This window comes from Micromonospora sp. M61, from assembly GCF_018070245.1.
Taxonomy (GTDB): domain Bacteria; phylum Actinomycetota; class Actinomycetes; order Mycobacteriales; family Micromonosporaceae; genus Micromonospora; species Micromonospora zamorensis.
On record NZ_JAGPYA010000045.1, the window covers coordinates 1 to 25502 of the forward strand.

20 protein-coding genes are annotated in these 25502 nt (G+C 71.1%); 10 read left to right on the forward strand and 10 right to left on the reverse strand.

What is annotated here, in order from left to right; genetic code table 11:
• From KBX34_RS23355 to KBX34_RS23375, 5 genes are all read right to left on the reverse strand, one after another.
• On the reverse strand, positions 1 to 515 hold a 515-nt coding region (locus tag KBX34_RS23355), incomplete at its 3' end, for a polysaccharide pyruvyl transferase family protein (RefSeq protein ID WP_210926979.1).
• Between the two features lie 244 nt (positions 516 to 759).
• Positions 760 to 2466, reverse strand: coding sequence for a CDP-glycerol glycerophosphotransferase family protein (locus KBX34_RS23360; RefSeq protein WP_210926939.1), 1707 nt, complete (start codon positions 2464 to 2466; stop codon positions 760 to 762).
• 42 nt (positions 2467 to 2508) lie between these two features.
• Positions 2509 to 4023, reverse strand: a complete 1515-nt coding sequence (locus tag KBX34_RS23365; RefSeq protein ID WP_210793654.1) for a bifunctional cytidylyltransferase/SDR family oxidoreductase — start codon at positions 4021 to 4023, stop codon at positions 2509 to 2511.
• Between the two features lie 148 nt (positions 4024 to 4171).
• On the reverse strand, positions 4172 to 4966 hold the full coding sequence (locus KBX34_RS23370; protein ID WP_210793655.1) for an ABC transporter ATP-binding protein: 795 nt from the start codon (positions 4964 to 4966) through the stop codon (positions 4172 to 4174).
• Entirely contained in the window at positions 4959 to 5864 is a 906-nt protein-coding gene (locus KBX34_RS23375; RefSeq protein ID WP_210793656.1) for an ABC transporter permease, read from the reverse strand. Before KBX34_RS23375 ends, KBX34_RS23370 begins: the two co-directional genes overlap by 8 nt.
• A gap of 163 nt (positions 5865 to 6027) precedes the next feature.
• Between KBX34_RS23375 and KBX34_RS23380 the strand changes: the two genes are divergently transcribed.
• The 5 genes from KBX34_RS23380 to KBX34_RS23400 all read left to right on the forward strand — a co-directional run bounded on the left by KBX34_RS23380 (position 6028) and on the right by KBX34_RS23400 (position 12269).
• Complete coding sequence (locus KBX34_RS23380) at positions 6028 to 6672, forward strand: TetR/AcrR family transcriptional regulator (protein ID WP_210926941.1); 645 nt, start codon at positions 6028 to 6030, stop codon at positions 6670 to 6672.
• Positions 6673 to 6795: 123 nt separating this feature from the next.
• On the forward strand, positions 6796 to 7905 hold the full coding sequence (locus tag KBX34_RS23385; protein WP_141908663.1) for a DegT/DnrJ/EryC1/StrS aminotransferase family protein: 1110 nt from the start codon (positions 6796 to 6798) through the stop codon (positions 7903 to 7905).
• Complete coding sequence (locus KBX34_RS23390) at positions 7902 to 8930, forward strand: Gfo/Idh/MocA family protein (protein ID WP_088947208.1); 1029 nt, start codon at positions 7902 to 7904, stop codon at positions 8928 to 8930. Before KBX34_RS23385 ends, KBX34_RS23390 begins: the two co-directional genes overlap by 4 nt.
• Before the next feature lie 83 nt (positions 8931 to 9013).
• Complete coding sequence (locus tag KBX34_RS23395) at positions 9014 to 10606, forward strand: glycosyl transferase family 1 (protein WP_307871478.1); 1593 nt, start codon at positions 9014 to 9016, stop codon at positions 10604 to 10606.
• A gap of 43 nt (positions 10607 to 10649) precedes the next feature.
• Positions 10650 to 12269 carry a glycosyltransferase family 4 protein gene (locus tag KBX34_RS23400; protein ID WP_172861991.1) on the forward strand — a complete coding sequence of 540 codons (1620 nt, stop codon included), beginning with the start codon at positions 10650 to 10652 and terminating at the stop codon, positions 12267 to 12269.
• 69 nt (positions 12270 to 12338) lie between these two features.
• Here the strand turns inward: KBX34_RS23400 and KBX34_RS23405 are convergent, their stop codons facing one another.
• The 3 genes from KBX34_RS23405 to KBX34_RS23415 form a co-directional block, all read right to left on the reverse strand.
• Entirely contained in the window at positions 12339 to 14489 is a 2151-nt protein-coding gene (locus tag KBX34_RS23405; RefSeq protein WP_247667853.1) for a glycosyltransferase, read from the reverse strand.
• The gene (locus KBX34_RS23410) at positions 14486 to 15853 is read right to left on the reverse strand and encodes a glycosyltransferase (RefSeq protein WP_247672141.1); all 1368 of its coding nucleotides are present in this window, start codon (positions 15851 to 15853) and stop codon (positions 14486 to 14488) included. Before KBX34_RS23410 ends, KBX34_RS23405 begins: the two co-directional genes overlap by 4 nt.
• A gap of 235 nt (positions 15854 to 16088) precedes the next feature.
• Entirely contained in the window at positions 16089 to 17270 is a 1182-nt protein-coding gene (locus tag KBX34_RS23415; RefSeq protein ID WP_247667855.1) for a hypothetical protein, read from the reverse strand.
• Between the two features lie 299 nt (positions 17271 to 17569).
• Between KBX34_RS23415 and KBX34_RS23420 the strand changes: the two genes are divergently transcribed.
• The 4 genes from KBX34_RS23420 to KBX34_RS23435 all read left to right on the forward strand — a co-directional run bounded on the left by KBX34_RS23420 (position 17570) and on the right by KBX34_RS23435 (position 23939).
• Complete coding sequence (locus KBX34_RS23420; protein WP_210793713.1) at positions 17570 to 19141, forward strand: glycosyltransferase family 4 protein; 1572 nt, start codon at positions 17570 to 17572, stop codon at positions 19139 to 19141.
• Positions 19138 to 20706 carry a glycosyltransferase gene (locus tag KBX34_RS23425; protein ID WP_210793660.1) on the forward strand — a complete coding sequence of 523 codons (1569 nt, stop codon included), beginning with the start codon at positions 19138 to 19140 and terminating at the stop codon, positions 20704 to 20706. Before KBX34_RS23420 ends, KBX34_RS23425 begins: the two co-directional genes overlap by 4 nt.
• A 4-nt stretch (positions 20707 to 20710) precedes the next feature.
• On the forward strand, positions 20711 to 21994 hold the full coding sequence (locus KBX34_RS23430; protein WP_088947214.1) for a nucleotide sugar dehydrogenase: 1284 nt from the start codon (positions 20711 to 20713) through the stop codon (positions 21992 to 21994).
• Positions 21995 to 22193: 199 nt separating this feature from the next.
• Positions 22194 to 23939 carry a CDP-glycerol glycerophosphotransferase family protein gene (locus tag KBX34_RS23435; RefSeq protein ID WP_247672142.1) on the forward strand — a complete coding sequence of 582 codons (1746 nt, stop codon included), beginning with the start codon at positions 22194 to 22196 and terminating at the stop codon, positions 23937 to 23939.
• 53 nt (positions 23940 to 23992) lie between these two features.
• On the opposite strand, the gene KBX34_RS23440 is transcribed toward KBX34_RS23435, so the two are convergent.
• Positions 23993 to 24535, reverse strand: coding sequence for an acyltransferase (locus KBX34_RS23440; protein ID WP_088947215.1), 543 nt, complete (start codon positions 24533 to 24535; stop codon positions 23993 to 23995).
• Positions 24536 to 24696: 161 nt separating this feature from the next.
• On the reverse strand, positions 24697 to 25035 hold the full coding sequence (locus KBX34_RS23445; protein WP_210926947.1) for a DUF952 domain-containing protein: 339 nt from the start codon (positions 25033 to 25035) through the stop codon (positions 24697 to 24699).
• A 114-nt stretch (positions 25036 to 25149) separates the two neighbouring features.
• Between KBX34_RS23445 and KBX34_RS23450 the strand changes: the two genes are divergently transcribed.
• The gene (locus tag KBX34_RS23450) at positions 25150 to 25461 is read left to right on the forward strand and encodes a hypothetical protein (protein WP_088947217.1); all 312 of its coding nucleotides are present in this window, start codon (positions 25150 to 25152) and stop codon (positions 25459 to 25461) included.
• Positions 25462 to 25502: the final 41 nt, after the last annotated feature.

The window sequence follows — 25502 nt, forward strand, 5'->3', positions numbered from 1 at the left end:
AGGAACATCGACGGGCAGCCGATCACGTCGACAGCGGAGAAGCCCAGGGTGCGCAGGTAGCTCTCGGTGATCTCGCCCCGAACCCCGATGCTGTGCGAGCGCTCCAGCACGGCCCGGACGAAGCGGCTCACCACGTCGTCGATCGGGCGCAGGTATTCCCGGTCGCCGGCGACGTTGGTCTGCACGCCCACCCCGAGAACCACCACCGGGATCTTGAGCCGCTCGATCAGCTTGGTCATGGCCGCCACGCGATGCGCGTAGCTGCGCCGGAAGGCGTTGGCGAGCGGGATGACGTACACGTCGTACTGCTCGTTGATCTTGTCGGCGTCGCGCAGGTCGATCTTGAACTCGGTGGAGGTGATCTGCGCCGTCGTTGTGCGGAGCAGCTTGTGGGCGGCGTGGCTGAAGACCAGGTTCCCGTTGTTGTCGCCGATCCAGTTGCGTTCGAAGGTCTCCTCCGGCGCGTAGACGTCGAAGGGGCCCTTCTTGGCCCGCATGAGGATCCGCTGGTGCACCACTAGCTCCACCTCTCGTCCGTGGCGACGTTCGCCCGGAACACCCCGGACCGGCCTGGATTGGCGGTGCGCATCGAGCACCTCCGGCCCCGCGATTTTAGGGCACGCGACAGCTGACGCTTCGGACCGTACCCGTCCAACCGTTCCCCAGCTGGCCAAGCGGTCGAGCGGGCGGCCCGCCCAGGCTGCTCTCCCCGGACCACCGGGGGTGACCGAGGCCGGGCCGCCCCGGCGGCCCGGCGGCTCAGATGGTGGGGGAGGCCGCCACCCGGTCCGGCTCGACCGGCCGCCCGGGCGACGGCGGGCTCCAGCCCGGCTCCAGCTCGCGCCTGGCGGCGTCCAGGAACGCGTCGGCGTACGACTCGGCCGGGAAGTCACCGAGGTAGCGCCGCCGGGTCGCCCAGCGCCCCGGTGCCATCGGATCGGCGCCGAGCAGCCGGCCCAGCACATCGTCCAGGTTCGTCATGTCCCGGTGCAGCACGTAGCCCGCGCCGGCCAGCGGGAACCGCTCGGTGAACCGGTCACCCTCGTCGCCCATGTCGGTCACCGCGAAGGGCTTGCCGGAGTAGAGGTAGTCCGAGATCACCCCGGAGACGTCGGAGATCAGCGCGTCGGAGCGGTTCACGCAATCCACCAGGCTCAGGTCGCGGGCGGCGGCGCCCCAGACGTGCGGCCGACCGGTTCGCGCCCGGTCCGCCGCGAGCAGCTCGGTCAGCCGACCCAGCTGCCGCGCCGATGCCGGGTTCTGCGTGGTGTACGGGTGGGCGCGCAGGATGACCGTTACGCCCCGGTCGAGCAGCTTGCGCAGCATCGGTTCGGCCACCGGCAGCGAGCAGTAGTCCGCGTCCGCGTGGTGTCCCGTCCAGGTCGGGGTGTAGAGCACCGTTCGGGGTGCCTCGGCAGCCAGGGGCTCCGGGCGTACGTTTATCGACTCGACCTGCGGGCGGCCCACTACCACGAACTTCTCCGCAGGGATCTGCACCCCGGCCCGGGCGTACCGGTCGATTGCCGCCGGGCCGGCCACGAAGATCCGGTCGAAGATCCCCGACACCGGGTTGGCGCTCGGCGCCTTGTCGCTGTCGCCGTGGTGCAGCTGGACGTGGGTGAGCTGGGTGAAACGGATGCAGTGGCTGTTCTTCGCACCGTGGTTGACGTAGAACGCCGCCCGGAGGCTCGGCACCAGCACCTCGTCCATCGCCCTCAGGGTGGGGCAGTAGACCACTGGCGCATCGGTGGCCGCGGCGATCGGGGCCAGGAACTCCGGCTCCCTCAGCACGACCATGAACGGCCGGCCGATCCGCTCCAGATACGGCAGCCACATGGTGACCTGGTACTCCGAGCCGGGAGGCGCGGAGAAGTAGAGCAGGAACTCCGGCTGATGCCGGCGCAGCGCCCGGCCCACCGCCCCGCCGCCGGCCGGTGGCCGGAACCGGCGCCGGGCCAGATCCAGCGCGATCGCGCCGGCGCCGGCGCCGACCAGCAGGGCCGCCGCGAGAGCGACCAGGGCCGGCATGGTCGCCGCGGCGGCCAGCGCCACCACGGCGAGAAGCCCGAGCAGCGCGTCGCCGAGGTGCGTGGCGACCGGCACCGTCCAGGACCGCACCGGCAGGTTGGCCGCCCGGATCTCCAGGTTGCCGGCGTGCCGCAGGGGGCCCACCAGCAGCACCAGCCCGAGCAGCACCAGCGCGGCGGCGGCCAGCGCGGGGTCGAACCCACCGTCCAGCCGTCGGGCGTAGCCGACCAGGACGGCGGCGGCGATCAGTGTCGTCTCGGCGGCGGTGTCCGCGCCCCGGCGGATCCGTCGCTCAGCGGCGGTGGCGACGAGGGCGGCCACCGCCAGCGCCAGCCCCCAACCGGTCGCCCCGGTCAGCGCCACGACCAGGAAGGCCAGCACGGCCAGCCCGATGCTCAGGCACCGTGCGATCAGTTTCCGGACCAGGTCACCACGCATGTCGCTCCGTTCACCATCGTCCCGGTCAGCAGTGCTCGGCCGTCAGCCGACGGTCGCCGAGGCGACATTGGTCTCGTCGGCCAGCCGCGGCGTCTGGGCCGGCACGGCCTGCGTCGCTTCGCCCGGCGCCCGGCGTACGTCGATGACCTGCCCGGTGAGCTCCGAGATCAGCACGTCCAGCGACGACTGGGCGACGGCCTCCGGGGCGAGCAGGGTGTGCTCCGGCTCCTCGCCGAAGGCCCGCGTCCGCATCGGGGTGGCGGTCCGCTCCGGGTTGATGCAGTTGACGCGTACGCCGACGTCGGCCCATTCGTCGGCGAGCGCCTGGGTGAGGTTGACCAGGGCGGCCTTGGTGGCCGAGTAGAGCGCGTAGCGGGCTCGTCCCCGGGTGTAGGAGCTGGACGTGTAGAGCAGCAGCTGGCCCTTGGTCTGCTGCAGATACGGAAGGGCCTGGCGGGCGATGGTCACCGGGCCGACGAAGTTGACCTGGAGCAGCCGGTCCATCGTCTCCTCGTCCATCTCGGCGAGGGCGCCCCTCTCCAGGATGCCGGCGGTCACCACCACGTGGTCGATCCGGCCGGTGGCCTCGAAGGCGGTCTTCAGCGCGGCCTCGACGTCCCCGGCCCGCTCCACGTGGGTGCCGGTTGTGGAACGGCTGAACGGGAAGACCTGGGCACCGTAGCGACGGGCCAGCTCGGTCAGCTCGTGGCCGATGCCGTAGCTGCCGCCGAACACGACGATGGTGCGGCCGATCAGCTCCTCGCTGTAGCTGCGGTGGTCGGTCAGCCGGGGTGCCTGCGCCGCGGCGAGCTGGAAGAGCTTGTCCGCCAGGTGCACGTCGACCGGGTGGGTGACCTTGATGTTCTCGTCCGAACCGTCGATAACCTTGATCGGCGTGCCGGGCAGGTAGCGCAGCACCACACCGCAGTCGTCGGTGGCGGCGAAGTTCGGGTCGCCCTCGGCGATCCGGTACGCCTCGCGGATGGTGGGGGAGCGGAACGCCTGGGGGGTCTGGCCGCGGCGCAGCGCGGAGCGGACCGGAATGTCGGTGATGCAGTCGTTCTCGTCGACCTGGATGATCGTGTCCGCCGACGGGATGGCCACGTCGACCGCGGAGTAGCTCCAGAGCGCGTTCACGCACTCGCGGACGATCCGACCGCTGACCAGGGGCCGCACCGCGTCGTGGAAGAGGATGTTGACGTCGCCCTCGCCGACCGCGTCGAGCGCGATGCGGGTGGTGGCGTTGCGGGTGTCGCCACCCTCGATCACCTTGGTCACCTTGCGGAAGCCGGCCTTGTCGACGATCTGCTGGGCGTCGGGGACGTGCCCGGTCGCCATCAGCACGATGATCTCGTCGATCTCCGGGGCGGCCTCGAAGATGGCCAGGGTGTGCTCGATGATCGGCTTGCCGGCGATCTTCAGCAGCTGCTTGGGGATGCCGAGCCCGAGTCGCGTCCCCGTACCCCCGGCGAGGATCACGGCCACTGTCCGCGAGGGGCGCCAGAGTGCCGGGCTCGCCGGCGTGGCACCCAGTGCGGGGCTGTGATCCTGGATCATTCTGCCGGTCCTCGCTTCCACCAAAAGGGTGTTTTGTGCGTCGATGACGAGATATGAACTGTGGTCGGCGCCCAGGAAACCTTAGCGCCTACGACTGACCGCACCGACCGGGCAAGCGTGCGCCCGGCCGATGCGGTCGTCGACCTGTCTACTTGCCTTCGTAGGCGTTGCACACCTCGTCGGTCGGGCCGTCCATCTTCAGGACGCCACTCTCCAACCAGATGGTCCGCTCGCAGGTGTCCCGGATCGAGCCGATTGAGTGGCTCACCAGGAAGACGGTGCCGGCGCTGTCGCGCAGTTCGCGGACCCGCTGTTCGCTGCGGCCCCGGAACTTGCGGTCACCGGTGGCGAGCGCCTCGTCGATGAGCAGCACGTCGTGCTTCTTCGCCGAGGAGATGGCGAAGCGCAGCCGGGCGCCCATGCCGGAGGAGTAGGTGCGCATCGGCAACGAGGCGAAGTCGCCCCGTTCGTTGATCCCGGAGAACTCGATGATCTCCGGAGCCAGCCGCTTCACCTCCTCGGGAGGCATGCCCATGGCCAAGCAGCCGAGCACCACGTTGCGCTCGCCGGAGAGGTCGTTGAGCAGGGCCGCGTTCACGCCGAGCAGCGAGGGCTGGCCGAGCGTGTAGACCGCGCCCCGGGCCGGGGGGAGCAGCCCGGCGATGGCCCGCAGCAGGGTCGACTTGCCGGAGCCGTTGCTGCCGATCAGCCCGATGGCCTCACCCTGGTACGCGGTGAAGCTCACGCCCTTGACCGCGTGCACCTCGCGGATGTTCGGCGCGTTCGTGCGGGACACGATGCGCTTGAGGGCGGAGACCGGACTGGTGGTACCGGTGGCGCCCTTGTGGATCTTGTAGATCACATGCACGTCGTCCACCACGACGGTGGGCACGCGCCCCGTGTCCACCACAGCGTCCACCGCCGGCAGGGTCTGCTCAGCCACGGCCGTACTCCTTCTCTCCGCGCCAGAAGTAAACGAACCCGCCCAAGCCGACGGCGACTGCCCAGCCCGCGGCGAGGAGCCACAGCCGAGTCGGTGAGGACGCGATGTGGTCGGGGTACGCCGATTCGAGCAGTGAATACCGGGCCAGCTCGATGTAGACCAGGATCGGGTTGGACTCCAGCGCGGTCGCCGCCCAGCCGGGAAGCCGTTCCGCGAAGAGCGTGACGCTGTAGAGCACGCCGGAGCCGTAGAGCCAGGCCCGCATCACGAACGGCATGACCTGCTTCAGGTCGGTGACCTTCGAGCCGATCCGGGCCATGATCATGGTCAGCCCGATGTTGAAGATCGACTGGAGTAGGAGCGTTGGCGCGATCAGCAGCCAGCGGAAGGTGATCGGCTCCCCGGTGGCCAGCACGATCGCGGCCAGCACCAACATCGACATGAGCAGCTGCTGGAACTGCACCAGGGTGACAGTGATCGGCAGGGCGGCGCGCGGGAAGTGCAGCGCTCGAATCAACCCGAGGTTGCCCGTGATCGCGCTGGTGCCCTGCAGCGCCGCGCTCTGGGTGAACGTGAAGATGAAGATGCCGGTGCAGAGGTAGGCGATGAAGTTCGGCACGTGCCGGTCCTGCGCCACGATCACGCCGAAGATCAGGTAGTACACCGCCGCGTTGGTGAGCGGGGTCAGCACCTGCCACAGTTGGCCGAGTTGCGTGTTGCTGAACGACGACGCGACCTTCGCCCGCGAGTATGCGGACATGAAGTGTCGATACGCCCACAGTTGGCGGGCGTACGCGCCCAGGGACGGAGGTTCCCCGGCGACCTTCAGCCCGTACCGCTGCGCGAGTTGGGCGCGGGTCAGCCCGGATTCGAGGTCGGCCACCGCGGTGTTGGCCATGGTGAGGCGCTCCGATCTTTCGTGCTGATGGGGAGCAATGAGAATGCTTCGCGGCGATGAAATCTAGCGTGGCCGGTATGGGAGGCCGCTCCGCTGCTGCGTGGAAGGTAGTGGAAAACACGTCGGGACGCAACCGTAGCGTCGTTGCGCTACATTATCCCACGTGACGACCGAGAAGAGGCGTGCTCCCGCCGGTGCGGCCGTTCTTCGCGACGACATCACCACGGCCATCCGCCGAGCCGTCATGCAGGAACTGGCGCAGACCGGCTACGGCCGGTTCTCCGTCGAGGCGGTCGCCCGACGGGCCGGTGTCAGCAAGACGGCGATCTATCGGCGGTGGCGTTCGAAGCTGGAGCTGGTGCTCGACATGGTGAGCGCGGTCGCCGGCAAGAGGCTGCCGCTGCTCGACACCGGCAGCCTGCAGGGCGACGTCCAGCTGCTGCTCATGGTCGCCTCGGGGGCCCTTGGCCACCCGCTGGCCTCGCAGATCATTCCGGACCTGCTGGCCGAGGCGGCGCGCAACCCGCAGATCGCGGAGACCCTCCAGCGGGCGCTGCGCGACTACCAGGTCCGGATCGGGGACATGGTCATCGGCCAGGCGGTCGACCGGGGAGAGCTGCCGGCCAGCACCGACCCGTCGGCGGCGATCGATCTGATCATCGGCCCGATCTACTGGCGGCTCGCGATCTCCCGCTCGCCGCTGGACACCACCGAGTTGACGAACATGGCTAACGCGATCGTGGCCGCGTTGCGGATAACATGTGCTGGTTTGGTGGAGAGTCAGGCCCCCAGAATGCCGGCCCAGTGACCGAGCCCCCACCCGACCAGGCCGCGCGTGAACCTGCGCCCGTACGAGTCGCCGCAGATTTCAACGGGCTAGTATCGCCATCCGAACCCCCGCCTGCACCGTCTAGACCCAGGAGGATCCCCCATGGCTGGGCAGAACCCAGACTTCATCCCACCGGCACGTCCGATCATCGGTGAAGCTGAGATCGAGGCGGCTGTGCGGGTGCTGCGCAGCGGAAAGGTGGTGCAGGGGCCGGAGGTGGCGGCGTTCGAGGAGGAGTTTGGCGAGCTCGTCGACGGTCGGCACTGCGTCGCCGTCAACTCCGGCACCTCGGCGCTCCAGCTGACCCTGATGGCGCTCGGGTTCGGCCCCGGCGACGAGGTCATCGTGCCCTCGTTCTCCTTCGCGGCCAGCGCCAACGCCGTCCGGCTGGTGGGTGCTGAGCCGGTCTTCGTCGACATCGAGGCGGGCAACTTCTGCGTCGACCCGGAGGCGGTCGCCGCGGCGATCACCCCGCGCACCGTCGCGATCATGCCGGTGCACCTCTACGGCCACCCCGCCGCGATGGACAGGATCATGGCGATCGCCGAGCGGCACGACCTCGCCGTCGTCGAGGATGCCGCCCAGGCACACGGGGCCGGCCTGCACGGCACCCCGGTCGGCGCCTTCGGCACCGCCGGCTGCTTCAGCTTCTACCCCACCAAGAACATGCACTCCCTGGAGGGCGGCATGATCAGCACCGGGGATGCCGGGCTCGCCCGCACCCTGCGGCTGCTGCGCAACCAGGGCATGGAGCAGCGCTACGCCAACGAGATCGTGGGCGCCAACATGCGGATGACCGACGTGGCGGCGGCCATCGGTCGGGTGCAGCTGACCCAGCTCGGCGAGTGGACCGAGCAGCGTCGCGCGAACGCAAAGTTCCTCGACTCCACCATCACCAGCCTGGTCACCCCGCCGGTGGCTGACGGCGCCCGGCACGTCTACCACCAGTACACGGTGCGGGTGCGGGGCGACCGGGACGCCACCCAGCAGCGCCTGACCGAGCTGGGTATCGGCAACGCCGTCTATTACCCGACGCCGATCCACCGGCTCAAGCCCTACCTCACCGAGGACGGCAAGCCCGGCCCGTGGGAGCTGCCGGAGACCGAGCGGGCCGCCGCCGAGGTGATCTCGCTGCCGGTGCACCCGTCGCTGACCCAGGTCGAGCTCGACCGGATCGCCGAGGGTGCGAACCTCGCCGGGGGTGCCCGATGAACGAGCGGGGCAAGCTGCGCGCCGGCCTGATCGGCCTCGGTGCGATGGGTCGCAATCACGCCCGGGTGCTCTCCAACCTGGACGGCGTCGAACTGGTCGCCGTCGTCGACCCGGCCGGCGACACCACCGGCACCCTGCGGGCCCCGGTGGTCCCGGAGCTCGGTGACCTGCTGGCGATGGGCATCGACTACGCGGTGGTCGCCTGTCCGACCGCGCTGCACGAACGGGTCGGCCTGGAGTTGGCAGCCAACGGGGTGTGCGCGCTGATCGAGAAGCCGCTGGCCCAGTCCGTCGAGACGGCCACCCGGCTGGTCGAGGCGTTCGAGTCCGCAGGTCTGGTCGCTGGCGTCGGTCACATCGAGCGCTACAACCCGGCGCTGCAGAGCCTGCGTATCCGGCTGGAGGCCGGTGAGCTGGGCGAGGTCTTCCAGGTCGTCACCCGGCGCCAGGGCCCGTTCCCGCACCGGATCGCCGACGTCGGCGTGGTGATGGACCTGGCCACCCACGACATTGATCTCACCGCGTGGGTGACCGGTCAGGAATACGCATCGGTCTCGGCTCGAACGGTCTCCCGTAGTGGCCGGCTGCACGAGGACATGGTCGCCGTTGTCGGCCAACTCGCCGACGGCACGATGGTCAATCACCTGGTCAACTGGCTGAGCCCGCTCAAGGAGCGGTCCACCGTGATCACCGGTGACAAGGGCTGCTTCGTCGCCGACACGCTCACCGCCGACCTCACCTTCTACGCCAACGCTGCCATCGACACGGAGTGGGAGGCGCTGCGCGCGTTCCGGGGCGTGGCCGAGGGCGACATGGTCCGCTACGCCATTCCGAAGCGGGAGCCACTGCTCGTCGAGCACGAGCGGTTCCGTGACGCGGTCGAGGGCAAGGAGAGCGACATCGTCACCCTGCGGCAGGGTCTGCGTACGGTGGAGGTCGCGGCGGCGCTGCTGGAGTCGGCCTCCGACGGCAAGGTCCTGTCGGTCGTGCCCGGCGGCAGCGACGCGGAGCCTGCACTGCGATGAGCCCGGCGCCGGCTCGGCGGGTGGTCTCGGCGGTGCGGCGGCGCGTTCCGCGGCGTTTGCGTATCGCGCTCCGCCGTGCCGCCGTGGGCACGCGGCCCTGGGAGACCCCTTCGGTACGCGAGCTCTGTGAGCTTCCCGCTGGTACGCCGCTGCTGGTGCACGCGGGCGGGGTCGCAGGCGACCGGGCGCTGGCCGGCGTGGTACGCGCCATGGCCCGGTTGCCCGAGTTCCACCTGGCGCTGGTCCGCGGCGAGGCGGAGCGGGCGGCCACCGAGGACCTGATCCGCCGGGCCGGCAAGGCCCGGCGGCGGATCCACGAGGTGCCGCGCCCAACCACGATGACCGCAGCGTTCCTCGCCTCGGCGGACGTGGCCGTGTTCGGGTTCGAGCCGGACGCCGGTCTCGCGCTGCTCGACACCTACCTCGCCGCCGGGCTGCGCGTCGTCGCGGCGGACAGCCGGGCGGCCCGCGAGCACCTGGCCCGGCACCGGGCTGGAGACTTCTTCGCGCCCGGTTCGCTGCCCTCCTTTGCGAAGGCGGTGGAGCGGGCCTGGCAGCGCGGGGACGCGCCGCCCGCACCGGACGAGCTGCCGGTCGCGCCGATCGAGGCTGGCACCCCGGGTCCCTGGCGGGCGCTCGGCGCCGGTCCCGTCCGGTTGGGGCTGGGCACGGCCAACTACGCCGGGCAACTCTCCGCCCTGGCGGTGGCGATCACCGCCGCGCGGGCGGACGTCGGCATCGAACTGGTGATGGCCAAGCCGCCGGCCACCTATCGCTACCCGGCCGACCGCTACCTGAACTACCCGGGCGAACACAGGCTCGACGTGCAGGCGGAGCAGGCCCTCCGGGTGCTCGGCTGGTACACGCACCTGATCGTGGACGCGTTCCGCCCGGTGCTCGGCCGGGGCAACGGCGACGACATCTCCGCAGACCTGCCCGCGCTGAGCCGGGCCCGGCTCAAGGTCGCGTTGCTGGCGCACGGCAGCGAGATCCGCCATCCGGGCGCGCACCTGGAGCGGCACGCCGAGTCCGCGTTCCGGGACGCGGACTCCGAACTGCGCGAGCGGCTCACCATGGTGGCCGAGCGGAACCGGCGCACCGCAGAGGAGAGCGGCCTGCCGTTCTTCGTGACCACCCCCGACCTGCTGGACGACGTGCCGTTCGCCACCTGGGCGCCGCTGATCGTCGACGTGGACGGCTGGGCCTGCGACCGCCCGGTGCTGGAGCGCGCCCGGCCGGTGGTGCTGCACGCGCCGTCGAAGCGGTGGACCAAGGGCACCGACCGGCTCCTGCCGCGGTTGCAGGAGCTGGACGAGCGACGGATCATCGAGTTGCGCTTGGTGGAGGGTCTGCCGCACAACGAGATGCGTCGCCTGGTGCAGGACTGCGACATCGTGGTCGACCAGTTGGTGATGGGCAGTTACGGCACCTTTTCCTGCGAGGGGATGGCCGCCGGCAAGGTCGTGGTGGCGTACGTCAGCGAGGGGCCGCACCGGGCGGCCGGCGTCTCGCCGCCGATCGCCAACGCCACTCCCAGCACCCTGGTCAAGACGATCGAATCGTTGCTCGACGACCGGCCCGCCGCGGTCGCCCTCGCCGCGGAGGGCGCGCGATACGTCCGTGCCCACCACGACGGGCGACGGACCGCCGAGGTTTTCGATGCCTTCCTCCGGTGACCCGCCCCCACCTGTGCCCCACCCCAACGAGGAGAAGCACCCGATGCAAGCTGGCCCGAAGAGCGATGCCCGACCGACCCGGCGACGGGTGGTGATGCTGGTCGACAACGGGGTCCACGGCGACTCTCGGGTGCAGAAGGCCGCGCGGTCCGCGGCGGACGCCGGCTGGGAGGTCGTCCTCCTCGGCATCCGCAACGCACGCTCCGAGGCGGACAGCTGGCGGATCGGCGATGCGGAGGTGCGGCTGCTGCGCGTGCCCAAGCCGCTGCACCGGCTGCCCCGGGAGTACCGCCGGTCGCTGCGCCGGCCGCTGGCGTACGCGTCGACCACCGCGGCCGCCTACCGGGTCCAGGAGATCAAGGCCTGGAAGGCCGACCTCTACGAGCGCCGGGTCCGCGTCCAGGCCCTCGACGGTGGGCTTCTCAGCCCGGTGAGGCGGGCGGCCCAGCTGCCGTCCCGCGCCGCCGCCACGGCGCTGGCCCGATGGGTGCGGTTCCGCAGCGGGGAGACCCGTCGCCTGCGCAAGCTCCAGGCCGACCCCGAGGCGCCGCTCACCCGGCTGCCCGTCCGGTTCTGGCAGGGCCTGCTGGGCAACCGCGCCTGGCGTCGGCTGGACCCGGGCCTGTGGGACTTCGAGCTGGCCTTCCGGACCGCGCTCGACGAGCTGAAGCCGGACATCATCCACGCCAACGACTTCCGGATGCTCGGCATCGGGGCGCGGGCGAAGCTGCGGGCGCGGGCCGCTGGCCGCGACACCAAGCTGGTCTGGGACGCACACGAGTTCGTCGGTGGCATCACCGGCCGTGCCGACAACCCGCGCTGGCTGCCGGCCCAGATCGCCTACACGGCCGAGTACGCCGCCTACCCGGACGCGGTGGTGACGGTCTCCGACACCCTGGCCGACCTGCTCCAGGAGACCCATGCCCTGCCCGAGCGGCCGGCTGTGGTGCTCAACGCGCCGATGGCCCCGCCGGCCGAGGCCGACGGCGACGTGCCGGACCTGCGGGCGCTGTGCGGCGTCGACGACGGGACGCCGCTGCTCGTCTACTCGGGCGCCGTGAATCCGAGCCGCGGCTGCCAGATCATGGTGGAAGCACTGCCGGAACTGCCCGACGTGCACGTCGCGTTCGTGACGATCAACCCGAATGGCGACAACCAGTTCTCCGAGGCGTTGCGGGAACGGGCCGTCGAGCTAGGCGTCGCGGACCGCGTGCACCTGCTGCCGTACGTGTTGCACTGGCAGGTGGTGCCGTTCCTGTCCGGCGCGGACGCCGGGGTCATCCCGATCCACCACAAGCCCAACCACGAGCTGGCGCTGATCACGAAGTTTCTGGAATACGCGCATGCCCGCCTGCCCATCGTGGTCAGTGACGTGAAGACCATGGCGCAGACCGCGCGGGCCACCGGTCAGGGTGAGGTGTTCACCGCGGAGGACCTGACCGACTACGCCCGGGCGGTGCGGGCCGTGCTCGCCGACCCGAAGCGTTACCGAGCTGCCTACGACGAGCCCGGCCTGCTGGAGGCATGGACGTGGGAGGCCCAGGCCCGGATCCTCGACGAGCTGTACAACTCGCTGCTGGGCACGCCCCAAACCGGCGGGGCGCGTCCTCCGTCCGGCCGGCGGCCCGAGGTCGAGCGGGAGTTCGCGGGCACCTCGCGCTGACTCGGACAGACGATTCGGCCGGCTCCCCTCCAGGGCAGCCGGCCGAATCGTTTACTGCTGGTCCGCCGGTCAGTCGGCCGTGGCCGGCGGCTCCAGCAGCAGCCGGTCGAAGTCCTTCTGCGTGACCGACCAGTCCCAGGTGCTCAGCACGTGCGCCGCCGCCGCCCTGCCCGCCTCGCGCCAGACCTCCTCGGACGCGGTGAGGGCCAGGATCCGCTCGGCGGCCTCTTCCGGCGTACCGACCACCCAGTCGCTGGGGAAGAGGGTCCGGGCGCTGTGTGGGCGGCCGGCGAAGAACGGCCAGTCGCGTACCACCGGCACGGCGCCGCTGGCCGCGCCCTCGACGAGCGCGCAGTGGAAGCTCTCCCGCAGCGAGGTGCTGAGGATGACCCCGACGTCGGTGAGCGCGCCGGGGACGTCGTCGGTGCGGCCGAATCGCACGACGGCGCCGGACGACTCCAGCTCAGCCAGTTCGGCGTCGAGTTCCTGGACGTACGCCTTGATCGCCGGGCTGAGCTCCGGGTTGAGGGCGTCGCCGATCAGCTTGAGGCGGTACCGCTCGTCCCGTCGACGCAGCTCCCGTAGCACGTCCAAGGCCCAGCGCGGGTCCTTGGCCAGCGAACTCAGGCCGACCAGCCCGAGGGTGAACCGGCTGTCGGCGGAGGCCTTGGGCGCTACGTACCGGTGCAACTCCATCGCGTTGTTGATCATGTGGGTCCGTGGCGCCTGCGGGGCGCCCAGCCGCGGCACCGCGGCCAACGCCAGGTCGCGGAGGTGCTCGGAGACGAAGACCAGGTCGTCCACCCGGGACCAGTCGGTCAGGTGCGGCCACCAGCTGAACGCCTCGAAGCTGTGCAGGCGGACGACGACCCGGGTCGTGCCCGGGTCGATCATTGTCAGCATCGCGGCTCCCAGGTTGCACCAGTCCACAAAGACCGTGTCCGCCCAGTCGAGGTGGGGACCCCACGCCTCCTGGACCTCCCCGGCCCGCTTGGAGCTGCCGGCGAGCATGTGGTGCACCACGTTCGTGCGCCCATTGCTGAGCACCGGGAGGATCGACTCCTCCATCAGGTTCAGCCGGCGGACCTCAACCCCGGGCATCGCCTCGTAGCGTTCGAGGATCGGCCCGAGGAAGTTGTCGTTCAACCCGGTGAAGAAGAGCATCCGGTGCGGCCGGCCGGCCGGCGGGAACGCCGCCGGGCTCTGCCGGCCGCGGGGCGTCGCCATCGCGCGGCCGGCCTCGCTGTTGTGCAGCGGCGCGAGGAACTCCTCCGGATTCTCCGCCAGCGGCGAGGTGGTGCCGTCGAATTGCACGATCCGGTGGAACATCAGGTTGAAGGCGCGCAGCACGTGCGGCGCTGCCTTGCCCGGGTTCCGCTTTTTGAGGAAGGCGTCCGCGAGCTTGAGCTGGCCTCGCACCACGGTCATCAGGTGCTCGGGCACCTTGCCCTGGCTCAGCTCCGCGTCGACGATCGGGCCGAGGAGCTGCCCCCTGGTCGTCGGGCTCTTCAGGCGACCCTGGGCCGCCAATGCCAGCCGCTTCGCGCTGGCGGCGTGCCCGGACTTGAGCATGTTGCCGGTGACTCGCCGGGCGATCTTGCCCCGGTGCCGTTCCGGCAGACCGGGTGCCGTGACGGCCCCCTGCCAGAACCAGCGCACCGGGCCGAGCTTCATGGCCCTCTTCCCGGTGCTCATCTCGAACACCCGCTTCGCCAGGTCGACGGTCTGGCTGCGGGTGGCGCTGGCCAGCACCGCCGGGGCGGGGCCGGCGGTGTTGAGCCGGGGACGGCGGTAGCGCGCCGGGTCGGCGGACCGCTTTTCCACGGCCCGCAATGCCGGGGCGATGCCGTAGACGGCGTCGGCCCGTCGATAACGCTGGGCGAGCTGCCAGACGGTGTGCAGGGCTTGCGCGTCCAGAGCGACCAGGACGTCGGCGCGCTTGGCGTGCCGGCGGACCCACGGGTCGCGCTGCGCGCGCAACCACGGGCGCCGGGCCGGGTTCGCCCGTTTGACCATCCGGCCGAACCGCGGGCCCAGCTCCGCCGAGGTGGGCAGCAGGTGTACCTCGGCCAGCTCGGTGGCCGCCGGGATGTTCTCCCCCGGGTCAAAGGTCGTGGCCACCCGCACGGTGACGCCCTTGGCGCGGAACTGCTCGAGCGCGTCGGTCAGGACCGCCACCCGTCCGGGAACGGTGCCCATAACCATCAGGACCTCGATCATGACCTACCTTCTTGGGCCAGGACGCGTGCGCGGGCGGGAGAGGGCTGCGGTGCGGACGGTCCGCCGGCGCCCAGCACCAACTCGGTGACCTCACGGACGGCGGGGATGAGCTGCTCCTCGCGGGCGTACTGCCGCGCCTCGGCGCGGGCCTTCTCCCGCTCCGCCACGTCGGCGGTACGGGCCATCGCGGCGGCCCGCCGTAGGGCGCTCGCCAGCTCGGCCGGGTCCAGCCCGACCGCGCCGGTCCAGAGCGGGTACGTGGAGAGCACAGTGGAGGCGTCGTGGTCGGCCTCGTGGGCGGAGACCACCGGCAGGCCGGTCGCCATGTACTCGTACACCTTGCCGGAGGTCATGTAGCGGCCGCCGGTCACCATCAGCACCACCGCGTCCCAGCGCGAGTAGAGGTCGACCACCTCGGCCTTGGGCACCGAACCGCCGACCAGCACGCCGTCAACGGCGGCGGCCCTGAGCAGTTCGGCGTGCGCGTTGTCACCGCGCGCCCACGCGGCGCCGATGTGGCCCCGCACCTCGAAGCGGGCGTCGGCCAGGGCCGGATCCTCCGCGCGCGCCGTCCGCCAGCCCTCGAGGACGGCGTTCAGCAGTGGCACGGGCAGGTTCAGCGCGCCGAGGTAGCCGAAGGTCAGCGGCCGGTCCGGCGGGGCGGGACGCACGTGGGCCGGGATGCTGGCCGCGTCGTAGCCGTTGCGCACGACTCGCATCTTGTGCGCCAGTTCGGGGTAGCGCTCCCGGTACCAGCGAGAGATCGGCTCGTTCACGTTCCAGATGGCCACGGCGTCGGTGAGCAGCTTGATCTCCCACTGCCCGGAGACGGACTCCCGGGTGAACGCCTCACCGTTGTTGATCACGTCGACGGACCAGCCGTCGCGGAAGTCCACCACGTACGGCACCCGGTGGGTCTCCCACAGCTTCCAGGTCGCCGCCAGGTTGACGTACGGGGCGCAGGTGGTCACCAGCAGGTCGACGTGCCGCTCCCGGTGGATCTGGAGCAGGGCCTTCTCCAGCGCGGGACGCCATCCGCCGAAGACCGGCTCGGGGAAGACCTTGAGGTTCTGCTTGCGCAGCTCGGCAAGGTAGTCCTTGTGAGCCAGGGAACGCTGCTCGGTGAACGCGCGGATGTCGGTCTCCAGGTCGTCCCGGAACAGCGGCAGCTTCACCACCCGGACGCTGGGGTCCACCCCCTGGGAGAGGGTGTGGTCGAGGCCGTACTCGCGCTCCCAGGCCTCGTCCGCGATGGTGACCGCGGTCACGTCCCAACCCGCGGCGGCGAACTGGTTCGCCGTCTCCCGCATGCGGTAGGCGCAGCTCTTGGCCGCCGGCGGGAAGCCGATCGCGAGGTAGACCATGTGCGGTCGGGTTCCGGACCGTCGCGGCCGGGGGAGTTTCAACGAGTCCCAGAGAGTTCGCCCGTTGTTCATCGATTCCGATCCTGGGGAGTGGGAGAGGGCCGCGTCGTGGCCAGGGTGGAAAGGGTCAGGTGGCCCGGCCGGGCGGCGACGAGGTCGGACGACCATCGGACAGAGCGCGGACACCACAATAACGCCGTCCCATGGGCCGGGGCCGCCGACGCCCTCGCGCCGCCTACGGCGAACTGCGCCAGACGATCAGCAGATAGCCGCCGAAGTAAGCGGACATGAGGGCCAGCAGGGTCAGTATGGTGATCGCTCGTGCCCGTGCGGCCTTCGCGAACGCCACCGCCACCGGGATCAGCAGCGGGAATGCCGGCAACAGAAAACGTGCCTTGGAGTGGTAGTAGCCCGCGGCACCGAGCGTGGTGACCAGCAGCAGGCCGCTGTAGAGCAGCAATTGCCACGGCTGCCGGTCGATCAGGCTCAGCACGAAGAGCGTGACCGCCAGCACCGCGACAAGCGTGACGGTGTAGAACTCCAGGGCCGACGCCTCGGTGAGCACCAACCGGCCCCGCCGCAGGGTGTCGACCCCGAAGTCGAAGCTGGTCCCCCAACCGGCGTCCTGGATGTGGAACCAGCCGTCGGGCCTGTCGGTCTGCACGCCGACCCAGGCCAGGTAGCCAACCCAGCCAGCGGGCGCGAGCACCATGGCGACCCAGGGCCGCCAGCCGTCCCGCCGGCGGACGGCGGCGATGAGCGCGGCGAGCCCGACCACCGCGATCAGCGACGATGCCGTCGGTCGGGTCAACCCCGCGAAGAGGCAGAGCGCGCCCGCGGTGAGCCAGCGCTCGCGCAGCAGGGCGTACAGGGTCCAGGCGGCCAGCGCGGTGAACAAACCCTCGCTGTACGACATCGTCTGGACGATGCTGTGCGGTAGCAGTCCCCAGAGCACCGCGAGCATGATCCCGACCCGCCGACCGTGGAGCAGGTTGCCGATGGCAAACAGCCCCCAGGCGGCGGCGAGCGCCGCGATCCAGGCCAGCGCGAGCGCGGTCTTGGGGAAGTCGAGCGGGGTGAGCGGCTCCAGAGCGGCGGTCAGGCCGGGATAGAGCGGGAAGAAGGCCATGTTGCTCTGCAGCCGCTGATAGCCGTCGTAGCCGTGCTGCGCGATCGCGAGGTACCAGTTGCCGTCGGCTCTGGTGAGCAGGCCTTCGGTGCTGCGGCTGGGGGAGGCCCAGAGGTAGAGGGTCAGCCCTCCGAGAACGCGGACCGCGGCGTAGGCGCCGAGCGCCGGCAGCGCGTACCGGGCGCTGGCGAGCACCCGGCGGGCCCGGCTGTCGGGGGCCGTCGGGATCTCGTCAGCTGTCGAGTCCGTCCCCGGCGTCCGGCGCTCGCCGGTCGTCACCACGTCCATGTCTGGTCCTGTCTGCGCTGATCCGGGTCGATCGGGTGGGGTGGTCCGGGGAACTGGAGATGAACCGGACACGGGCAGGGCCTTGCTTGGCACGGCAGTCACCGGTCGTCAACCAGAATGCAGGTTAGCAACCGACTCGGCTCGGCGAGGACACCCGAGCGCCGCGCGGGCGGGTACCACGCCTGACGTGTCGTAGACTCGCTCGGGTCCCGCGGGCGCGGTGCTGGCTGACACGGAAACGGGCAGGAATGGGATCTGACGGCACGACCGCAGCGGTGTCCACCCGGGGACGGGTCGTCATGCTGGTGGACAACGGGGTCATCGGTGACTCGCGGGTACAGAAGGCGGCTCGGTCCGCCGCCGACGCCGGCTGGGACGTCGTTCTGCTCGGGCGTGCGCCGGCCGGGGGGCAGCCGCAGAGCTGGCGCCTCGGCGACGCCGAGGTTCGGCTGATCCCGATGCCCGAGCCGCTGGCCAAGCGCCGACACGAATTCCGACGCGCACTGCTGCGCGCGCCGCTTGCCTACCCGCCGAGCGGGATCGGCGCCCATCGTGCCCAGGCCGTGAAGGCCTGGCGTGCCGACCTGCAGGTCCGCCGCGCCGCCCTGACGCTGGCCGCCCGCGACGGCGGTGGTGTCCCGTCGCTGGCCTGGCCGACGCTGCGGTTCGAGGAGAAGTTCTCGACCCTGGTCCGTCTCTGGGTGTCGCTGCGCAACCGGGAGCTGAGCCGCGCCCGTCGTGGCCGCAAGCTGACCAGCCCCTGGGACCGGGCGTACACGCTCTTCTGGCAGCGGCTGCGCGGCGGCGGCGCGTGGCGTCGGCTGGAGCCGGGCCTGTGGGACTACGAGCTGGCCTACGGCCCGGTGGTCGACGAGCTGGCACCGGACCTCATCCACGCCAACGACTTCCGGATGATCGGCGTCGGTGCCCGCGCCAAGATCCGTGCTGCCGCCCAGGGGCGCCGGATCGCACTGCTGTGGGACGCCCACGAATACCTGCCTGGCGTGCAACCGTGGCGCGACAATGCCCGCTGGCTGCCGGGGAACGTCGCGCACGAGCGGGAGTTCGTGCCGTACGCGGACGCCACCATGACCGTCTCGGGCGGGCTGGCCGACCTGCTGCAGCGCGAACACGGGCTGGCGGAGCGCCCCGCGGTGGTGCTCAACGCGCCGACGCTGGAGACGCAGCCGGCGGGCTCCGCCGAGCCGGTACCGGACATCCGGGCGCTCTGCGGGATCGGCCCGGTTACGCCGCTGCTGGTCTACAGCGGGGTGGCTGCGGCCAAGCGCGGGCTCGGGGTGATGGTCGAGGCGCTGCCGCGGCTGCCCGAGGCGCACGTCGCGTTCGTGGTCAACAAGCCCCAGTCGGCGTACGTCAAGGGCCTCCTCCGCCGCGCCGAGGAGCTCGGGGTGGCCGGGCGGGTCCACCTGCTGCCGTACGTTCCGCATCACCAGGTGGTGCCGTTCCTGTCCGGCGCGCAGGTCGGGGTGATCCCGATCCAGCACTGGCCGAATCACGAGATCGCCCTGATCACGAAGTTCTTCGAGTATTCACACGCCCGGCTGCCGCTGGTCGTCTCCGATGTGCGGACGATGGCGGAGACTGTCCGGGAGACCGGCCAGGGTGAGGTGTTCGAGGCCGAGGACGTTGCCGACTTCGTCCGGGCGGTCACCGCGGTGCTCGCCGACCCGGCGCGCTACCGTGCCGCGTACGACCGGCCCGGGTTGCTGGCCGGCTGGACCTGGGAGGCGCAGGCAGAGGTGCTGGACGACGTCTACTCCCGGCTGTTGCCCGCCGCGCCGCCGCGCCCGATGTCCGCCCGCGACACCTCCACCGGCGCCGAGCAGACAGTGGTGGAGGTCGGGGCGTGAGCCAACCCGACGTGACGGTGGTGGTTGCCGTCTACAACACCATGCCGTACCTGACCGCCTGCCTGGATTCGCTGGTCGGGCAGACCATCGGGCTGGACCGGTTCGAAGTCGTCGCGGTCGACGACGGCTCCACCGACCGCAGCGGCGCGGAGCTGGACCGCTACGCGAAGCGGTACCCGGATACGGTCCGGGTGCTGCGCCAGGCAAACTCCGGCGGCCCGGCGGTGCCAAGCAATCGCGCCCTGGACCACGCCCGCGGCCGGTACGTCTTCTTCGTCGGCTCCGACGATCATCTCGGCCCGGAGGCCCTGGAACGCCTGGTGGACGCCGCCGACCGGTGGGGCTCTGACGTGGTGCTCGGGCGAATGGTCGGCACCAACAAGCGCTACGTGCACCAGGCCGTCTACGCGGAAACCCGGGAGCAGGTCGATCTCGTCGACAGTGCACTGCCCTGGTCGCTGTCGAACACCAAGCTGTTCCGGCGGGACCTGATCGAACGGCACGGGCTGCGCTTCCGTACCGACATGCCGATGGGCAGCGACCAGCCGTTCACACTGGAGGCCTGCGTCCGCGCGAACAAGGTCTCCGTCCTCGGCGACTACGAGTACTACTACGCGGTCAAGCGGCACAACGCGCAGAACATCACCTACGCCAGCCGCTTCGAGGAGCGGCTGCGCTGCGCCGAGGAGTTGGTCGGCTTCGTCGCCGGCCTGCTCGAGCCCGGGCCGCGGCGGGACGCGGTCCTGCTGCGTCACTTCAGCTGGGAGGTGGCGAAGCTCCTCCAGACGGAGCTGCTCGACCTCGGCGCCGACGTCCAGGAGCGCGTCCACGACCGGATCCGCAAGTTGGTCGAGGGGTACCTCACCGACGACATCCTGGCCCGGTTGGCCCCCAACCTGCGGCTGCGGCTGGTCGTCGCCCGCGACGCCACGCTGGGTCGGTTGCGTGAGCTGATCCGGCAGCAGGCCGAGCGGACGCCACCCGAGATCAGCATCGAGGATGGCCGCTGGTACGCCCACTATGTCGGCTTCCGTGACCCGTCGCTCGGCTACCCGGACGAGTGGTACGACGTGACCGACGGCTCCGCGAAGGTGCTGGCCATGCTCACCGCGACCCGACTGGCCTGGGGACGGGACGCCGCAGGCGCCCGATCCCTGGTGGTCACCGCGCAGAGCCGCTGGGCGGAGCTGGCCGACCTGCCCGCCGAGGCACTCCGGGTCAGTGCCGGGGAGGTGGTCGGCGTGACATCCGTCACCACCGGTGCGCCCGGTACCGTCGTACGGACGGTCTTCGCGGTGGACCGGCTGCTCGCGGCCGTGCCGCTCAACGGCGGACGGGAGACGGTACGGGCCGAGGTGAGCACCCCGGCCGGGGTCGGTTCCGCCCCGCTGCGGACCGACCGCCGGGTCGGCGCGCCCCGCCTGCTCACCCGCCACGGCGTCCGGTTGCACCTCGTCACGCCGACCACGAACCACAAGGGCCAGGTGATCGTCGCGATCACGCCGGTGACCACCGGTCGGTTCCTTGCCCGTCTGCGCCGAATTTGGCCCTCTGGAGGAAAGTAGTTTCATGAACATCTGCGTCGTCGCGCTCGGAAAGATCGGCCTTCCGCTCGCCGTGCAGTTCGCCTCGAAGGGGCACCGGGTGATCGGTGCCGACGTTTCCGAGCGGGTCGTCCAGCTCGTCAACGATGGTGCCGTGCCGTTCCCCGGCGAGGCCGACCTGGACGTGAAGCTGAAGGAGGTGGTGGCCGCCGGGCTGCTGTCGGCCACCACCGACACCGCCGCCGCGGTCGCCGACTCCGAGGCCGTCGTCGTGGTGGTGCCGCTCTTCGTGGACGCCGAGGGCGTACCGGACTTCGGTTGGATGGACGACGCCACCCGGGCCATCGCCCGGGGTCTCAAGCCGGGCACCCTGGTGAGTTACGAGACCACCCTGCCGGTCGGCACCACCCGCAGCCGTTGGGCGTCGATGCTCCAGGAAGGCTCCGGCCTCACCGCCGGAACGGACTTCCACCTGGTCTTCAGCCCGGAGCGGGTGCTCACCGGGCGGGTCTTCGCCGACCTGCGCCGCTACCCGAAGCTGGTCGGTGGCATCGACGAGGCGTCCGCCGCGCACGGCGTGCGCTTCTACGAGGCGGTCCTCGACTTCGACGAGCGGCCCGACCTGGACCGGCCCAACGGCGTGTGGGACCTTGGTTCGGCCGAGGCGTCCGAGCTGGCCAAGCTGGCCGAGACGACCTACCGGGACGTCAACATCGGCCTGGCGAACCAGTTCGCCCGCTTCGCCGACACCGTGGGCGTCGACGTCACCAAGGTCATCGAGGCGTGCAACACCCAGCCGTACAGCCACATCCACTCGCCGGGCATCGCCGTCGGTGGGCACTGCATCCCGATCTACCCGCGGATGTACCTCTGGAACGACCCGGCCGCCACCGTCGTCCGCTCGGCCCGCGAGGCCAACGCGGCCATGCCGGAGTACGCGGTCGACCTGCTCGCCGCCGCGTACGGGGACCTGACCGACGTGGGCGTGCTGGTGCTGGGGGCGGCCTATCGGGGTGGGGTCAAGGAGACCGCCTTCTCCGGCGTCTTCCCGACCGTCGAGGCGCTGCGCCAGCGGGGCGCCAAGCCGTACGTCTCGGACCCGATGTACACCAACGAGGAGTTGGTGGCGCACGGCCTGCCGGCGTACGACGGTGAGCCGCTCGGTGCCGCGGTCATCCAGGCCGACCACGCGGAGTACCGCAGCCTCGCCCCGGCCGACCTGCCGGGCGTGACCGTTCTGGTGGACGGTCGGCGGGTCACCGATCCGGCCCGCTGGGCCGGCGTCCGCCGGGTGGTCATCGGCGGCTGATCCCACCCGTCCGCTCCGGGCCCCGACCGTTCCACGGCCGGGGCCCGTTGTGCGTCCCCGCGCACGACGCTGTGAGTCGCCTCTCCCGCCCGTTCACCCACGAGACACCCCGGCGATACTTGTGTTACTTGCCCCGTTAAAGGTCGCGGCGGCCGGTATCGAACGCGCCAACACCGGCGAGCAGACAGGGAGTGTGTCGTTGTTCAGCAGAATACGGAGCCAACAGGGTGTCGCCGTCGCCGGCGTGACCCTGCTGGGCTACGGGATCATGGTTCTGGCCGGCGCCCTGGGCTGGGTGATTCCGTTCGTGGTCGCCGCGTTGGTCGCGACAGCGGGTGAGTTCGCCCTCGCCAACCGGTTCGCCGCCACAGCCGTGCTGCTGGAGAAGGCCGGTATCGAGCCGGTCTGGCGGTGGCTCGTCCGCGACCTCTCGGTGGTCCTGCTGATCGTCAGCACCGTCCGCCCCGGGGTGGCCGCCACGATCGGGATCATGCTGCTGCCGGCCGCGATCTGGGCCGTGGCCGTCGGCACCACCGCGTTGAACCGGGTCGTCGAGGGCCGGGCCGCGACGCCGGCGTTCACCCGCAACATCGATTTCGGCGCGGTACGCCGGGTGCCGATCCCGCCGGCCTGGGCCGAACGCGTCCTGGGCCTGCGGATGCCGGTGCTCAACTTCCTGCTGCCGCCGGCGGCCGTGGCGGCCGCGCTGGTCGACCGGATCACGCCCGTGCTGGTGACCGGTCTGGTCACCCTGGCCATCGGGCTCGTCGCCGCGGCCGTGCTGGCTTTCACCCTGCTGCGTGGGCGCGGCCGTTCCCCCGGCGTGCTGCCCGCCGTGCACGACTGGCTGGCCCGGGAGCGTCCGGAGGTGGCGCTCTACTTCGCCGGCCCCGGCAAGGACGTCTACCAGGCCAACATGTGGCTCGCCCCGGTGGAGGCGGCGGGCCGCCGCGCGGTCGTGCTGCTGCGCGCCGAGGACGCCTTCGAGGCGCTGGCCGACACCCGGCTGCCGGTGATCTGCGTGCCCGCCGGGGTCGACTTCATGAACCTCGACTTCAGCCCCGTCCGGGTGGCGCTCTACGCGGCGAACGTGGGCGCCAACATCCACATGATCCGCGAGCCGGGCGTCCGGCACGTCTTCGTCGGGCACGGCGACAGCGACAAGCAGGCCAGCGTCAATCCCTTCAGCAAGGTGTATGACGAGGTGTGGGTGGCCGGTCGCGCCGGGCGGGAGCGGTACGCGCAGGCCGGGGTGGGCGTGCTCGACCAGGACATCGTCGAGGTGGGCCGGCCGCAGTTGTCCGGGGTGCCTACCTTCGGCTCCGGCGCGACCGACAGTCGGTTCACCGTGCTGTACGCCCCCACCTGGGAGGGGTGGCTGGACGACGACCCGCACCACACGTCGCTGGTGGCGATGGGGGAGCGGATCGTGTCGGGCGTGCTCGCCGCGAACGTGCGCCTGATCTACAAGCCGCACCCGCTGACCGGCACCCGCTGGAACAAGGCCCGGGCGGCCAACGACCGGATCATCAACCTGATCCGGGCCGCTGGCGGCGAGGTGGACGTGAACTCGCTGGACGGCGACGCCCACCTGGTCGTCACCGGCCGGGTGCCGGCCCTGTTCGACTGCTTCAACGTCACCGACCTGCTGATCAGCGACGTGTCCAGTGTGGTCTCCGACTTCGTGCAGAGCCAACGGCCGTACGTGGTGGCCAACCCGGCGAGCCTGCCGGAGGACGAATTCCGTAGCTCGTACCCCACGTCCCGGGCGGCGTACCTGCTCTCCGCCGACTGTGGGGAGCTGGGGAAGATCCTCGACCTCGCCCAAGCTGGCGACGACCCGATGACCGCAGCTCGGCGTGAGCTGAAGGAGTACCTGCTCGGCCCGGACGAGCCGAACCCGATGGATCGTTTCCGCGCGGAGATCGAGCGTCTCTGCGCCTGAACTGCGCCCGGTTGCCGGTGAGCAGCGATCCGCTCACCGGCAACCGGTAACGGTCAATCCCGACGCGGCGGGTTCGCCACGTCCCGGGAGACGACCTCGCCCTTCTCGTCGACCCAGCCCTTCGGCCGGGCCGGGTTGCCAGCCACCAGCTGGTACGGCGCCACGTCTCGAGTGACGACCGAGCCAGCGGCGATCATCGCGTACTCGCCGACCTCGATGCCGCAGACCAGTGTGGCGTTCGCGCCGATCGAGGCGCCCCGCCGGACCAGGGTCGGCGTGATCGTCCAGTCCGGATTCTGCGCCCTCGGCCGGAAGTCGTTGGTGAAGACCGCACACGGGCCGACGAAGACCTCGTCCTCCAGCGTCACACCCTGGTAGACGGAGACGTTGTTCTGGATCTTCACGCGATCGCCGACCGTCACGGTGGCGTCGACATACACGTTGCGCCCGATCACGCAGCCCGCGCCCACCTGGGCCGACGATCGGATGTGGGCCAGGTGCCAGACCTTGGTGCCGTCGCCGACCTGGGCGCCGTCCTCGACGTCGGCGGTGGGGTGGACGAAGACCGAGGGGGTCGGTGAGGTGCTGTCAGTCATCCTTCAACTCGCATGGGTCGCAGGGCGCGCCGGGCGCCGTCGGTGACCCGCGCCGCCTCGGGCCGGAGACCGGGCACCGGGCGCGCGGACCGGGGCTGCCACGCTGCCCCGGGCACGGAGCGTGTCGTGGGGCGCGGGACTCGGCGTAGCATATCGACCGCTCAGCCGAGCAGCGCCGCCACCGCCTCGGCGGCCGGGGTGTCCGCCGGCAACGCCTGCGCCGCCACCACCGCCGCGACCGGCAGCGGACCGTACGCGTGTGGGAAGAGCTGCCCGCCGCGCGACGGCTCCCAGCGCAGCGTGTCGCCCAACCGCTCTTCGGCCACGCTGAGCAGGGTCAACCCGGTCGCACCGGCGAAGTGTCGCCGCGCTGTCTCCACCACCTGGTCCGCGCCGGAGAGGTGGATGAACCCGTCCTGCCGGTCCACGGCGGAGCCGGAGAAGGCGCCGGCGGCGAGGGCGTCGTCCCATTCCGTGTTCGACAGCAGTTTGTAGATCACCTCGGCAGCCTACGGGGGTCCGGTCGGCGTGCTGGCCCGGTTTTCGCCGGTACCGCCGCGCCCGTCGCCCCCCGCCGGGCATGCTCAGGTCAAGGGCCGCGGAGGGGATGGGCGATGCAGAGCTACGACGACGACTGGACCGACAGTCAGCGCGCGCTGTACGACGAGTGCTACCGGGCGGGCGGCGAGTGGGCCGAGGATCCGGACACTCCGTCCGACGACGTCCAGCACGTGATCAACCTGGCCGAGGCGGACGACGACGCCTTCCAGGATGCCGAGATCGACTATCCGCCCCTGGTCGACGCGGTGACCCAGGCCAGCGGCGTCAACGTCACCAGCGTGCCGGCCAGTCACGAGGACCCGGGCTTTCGCGGCTTCACCGACGGCGTCCGGGACGCCACCGCCGACGACGTCTTCGGCCTCTAGGGTCTGCGTCAAAGCCCTCCGCCTCGGCTCGACCGAGGACT

Excerpts from the sequence above, each read along its gene's own strand:
- KBX34_RS23405 (WP_247667853.1), bottom strand. The coding sequence starts at position 14,489 with ATGATCGAGGTCCTGATGGTTATGGGCACCGTTCCCGGACGGGTGGCG.
- KBX34_RS23450 (WP_088947217.1), top strand. The coding sequence starts at position 25,150 with ATGCAGAGCTACGACGACGACTGGACCGACAGTCAGCGCGCGCTGTAC.
- KBX34_RS23440 (WP_088947215.1), bottom strand. The coding sequence starts at position 24,535 with ATGACTGACAGCACCTCACCGACCCCCTCGGTCTTCGTCCACCCCACC.
- KBX34_RS23420 (WP_210793713.1), top strand. The coding sequence starts at position 17,570 with ATGCTGGTGGACAACGGGGTCATCGGTGACTCGCGGGTACAGAAGGCG.
- KBX34_RS23360 (WP_210926939.1), bottom strand. The coding sequence starts at position 2,466 with ATGCGTGGTGACCTGGTCCGGAAACTGATCGCACGGTGCCTGAGCATC.
- KBX34_RS23400 (WP_172861991.1), top strand. The coding sequence starts at position 10,650 with ATGCAAGCTGGCCCGAAGAGCGATGCCCGACCGACCCGGCGACGGGTG.
- KBX34_RS23385 (WP_141908663.1), top strand. The coding sequence starts at position 6,796 with ATGGCTGGGCAGAACCCAGACTTCATCCCACCGGCACGTCCGATCATC.
- KBX34_RS23390 (WP_088947208.1), top strand. The coding sequence starts at position 7,902 with ATGAACGAGCGGGGCAAGCTGCGCGCCGGCCTGATCGGCCTCGGTGCG.
- KBX34_RS23430 (WP_088947214.1), top strand. The coding sequence starts at position 20,711 with ATGAACATCTGCGTCGTCGCGCTCGGAAAGATCGGCCTTCCGCTCGCC.
- KBX34_RS23410 (WP_247672141.1), bottom strand. The coding sequence starts at position 15,853 with ATGGTCTACCTCGCGATCGGCTTCCCGCCGGCGGCCAAGAGCTGCGCC.
- KBX34_RS23375 (WP_210793656.1), bottom strand. The coding sequence starts at position 5,864 with ATGGCCAACACCGCGGTGGCCGACCTCGAATCCGGGCTGACCCGCGCC.
- KBX34_RS23415 (WP_247667855.1), bottom strand. The coding sequence starts at position 17,270 with ATGGACGTGGTGACGACCGGCGAGCGCCGGACGCCGGGGACGGACTCG.
- KBX34_RS23365 (WP_210793654.1), bottom strand. The coding sequence starts at position 4,023 with ATGATCCAGGATCACAGCCCCGCACTGGGTGCCACGCCGGCGAGCCCG.